This is a genomic window from Candidatus Parvarchaeota archaeon, from assembly GCA_016866895.1.
Lineage (GTDB): Archaea > Micrarchaeota > Micrarchaeia > Anstonellales > VGKX01 > VGKX01.
Genome location: VGKX01000193.1, coordinates 1 through 1,791, shown reverse-complemented (window position 1 = coordinate 1,791; position 1,791 = coordinate 1). Strand labels below are relative to the sequence as shown.

At 48.7% G+C, this 1,791-nt stretch carries 4 protein-coding genes; 1 reads left to right on the top strand and 3 read right to left on the bottom strand.

Annotated features, from left to right (window positions below):
- Positions 1-301 precede the first annotated feature (301 nt).
- On the top strand, positions 302-703 hold the full coding sequence (locus FJZ26_05830) for a hypothetical protein (protein MBM3229928.1): 402 nt from the start codon (positions 302-304) through the stop codon (positions 701-703).
- Between the two features lie 9 nt (positions 704-712).
- On the opposite strand, the gene FJZ26_05825 is transcribed toward FJZ26_05830, so the two are convergent.
- The 3 genes from FJZ26_05825 to FJZ26_05815 all read right to left on the bottom strand — a co-directional run.
- Complete coding sequence (locus FJZ26_05825) at positions 713-1,276, bottom strand: hypothetical protein (protein ID MBM3229927.1); 564 nt, start codon at positions 1,274-1,276, stop codon at positions 713-715.
- Positions 1,277-1,297: 21 nt separating this feature from the next.
- Positions 1,298-1,594: a translation initiation factor eIF-1A gene (gene eif1A / locus FJZ26_05820; protein MBM3229926.1), complete on the bottom strand. Its 297-nt coding sequence runs from the start codon at positions 1,592-1,594 to the stop codon at positions 1,298-1,300.
- Between the two features lie 39 nt (positions 1,595-1,633).
- Positions 1,634-1,791, bottom strand: a 158-nt coding sequence (locus FJZ26_05815; protein MBM3229925.1) for a translation initiation factor IF-2 subunit beta, incomplete at its 5' end; no start/stop codon positions are given.

Here is a 1,791-nt window from a genome sequence, read left to right as displayed (position 1 = left end):
AGGATGACTTTCCTTCTCAACTTCATAATTGACAAGGCGGCGAAAAACCCGGAGCTGCAGCAGGCGATTTCCGGCATGCTTGGGGACGAAGAGGCCAAAAAGCAGCTCATCTCGCCCCTTTTCTATCTCAAGGTGCTTCTAACCTGAAGGCCAAGGGGCGGTCAAGACGAAAATTGAAAAACCGATAAAAAGCCATCAAGCTGCGTTTGGGCCAGCTTATGTGCGCCTTTTTTTCTTCCTTCTTTTTGGTGCCTGCCTCGTCTTCCCCACCATGGGACTCCAGAACACTGCAGACGATTTTTTGGGCCTTGTGCCTCCCATTCTTGCATATCTCTCAACATGCGCGATAGAAACTTACGTGGTCTATAGGCTTGCAAAAGACGAGCTTCACCAAAAACGTGTCGCAATCTCGGTTTTTGCAATCAACATAGCCTCCTGGCCGATTTCCTGGCTTTTGGCAGCGCCGGCGGCGCAGTCGCTTCTGTTTGCAAACCAGCTCGGGCTTCCAATAGTCTATTCTGGCATAGTTCTTGTGGAAGTTTTTGCAGCGCTTTTTGAGGCAATCCTGCTTTACCTGATAAATAAGGAGGCTCTTGAGTTTTCGCACGCGCTAAAGTATAGCATTGCCGCAAACATCTCAAGCTTTGTTGCAGGCGCCTTGCTTCTTTTTGCAGCTGTGCGCATTTTTGGCTTTAGCACCTGATGCCCAGGCTTAATGCTTCCACAGTGCAGCCACAAGTCCGTCAAAATTCCTGCATTCGTACCAATATATGTCAAAAACTTTCTTTCCTTTAGCTCTTATCTCAGCTCGCTTTCCGCGCACAGTATCCATTAAAAGGGCCTTGTCTAGACAAGAGGCATCAAGCTTCTTCTCAGTTGGTTTATCTGAAAACAATCCAAACCAGACAATGCGAACCCCCTTTTTGTCAACTACGAGCAAATACGGCTTTACGTAAAGCGGATTGACCGCATAAACCCTTCCGATGTTGAGCCTCTCTTTTTTAACAAGAAACGAGTTTTGCCTTAAGGATAGCGAAAGTCTGTTGTAGTATTTTTCAAGCAGGGGCAGCTTTGAGCTGTTTAACCTGTCAAGCAGGTAAAACAACAAAATAAAAGCGATTCCAAGGCCGCCTATCCCCATGGCGGCTTTTGCGTCATCCTGGGCACTTGTGAGCAATAGGGCTGCGTCGACAAAAAGAAGAATCAAAAGCCCATATGCAAGCACCCTAACGCTTCCACTGCTTGCGGAGTGTGAAAATTCAGCATTGGCAATCATACGGGCGTCTCTTTGAGCCCCTTACTTAATCAGGCCCTTGTCCCTAAGCCACTGCACCTGCAGCCGTGAGTATCTCCAGACTATGTCAGCCCTTTTCTCCGGGTCAATCTCCCACAGCTTGACTACAACAATGTCCCCATCGCGCACCCAGATGTTCCGCTTGATGTTCCCGGGAATCCTGCAAATCCTCTCCTTGCCATCTTTGCACTCAACCAGCAGCCTGCCCCCGCCAAGCATGGAGATGACTGCGCCAAACTGCTCGTTGCCCTCGGGCATCCTGACCCTGCCAAGTGTCTGGGGCGGCTTTCTGTAAACCATAGATATCATCAATCCCGATTCATTTTTCCAAACTGAACTTTACTTTACCGGGGCCCTTGCGCCACACGCCTCGCACACAAGCGTCTTAATCCCGTGCTGGCCTTCCATCAGCCGTGTGTCCGGCTTTTTGCACTCCTTGCAAACAACATATGAATTTATGAAATCTGAAAGCTTTTCATTTATTGCCCTGTCATAGA

What these genes read in the sequence shown, in the direction of transcription:
- FJZ26_05825 (MBM3229927.1), bottom strand. Translation starts at nt 1,276, where the DNA reads ATGATTGCCAATGCTGAATTTTCACACTCCGCAAGCAGTGGAAGCGTT.
- eif1A (MBM3229926.1), bottom strand. Translation starts at nt 1,594, where the DNA reads ATGGTTTACAGAAAGCCGCCCCAGACACTTGGCAGGGTCAGGATGCCC.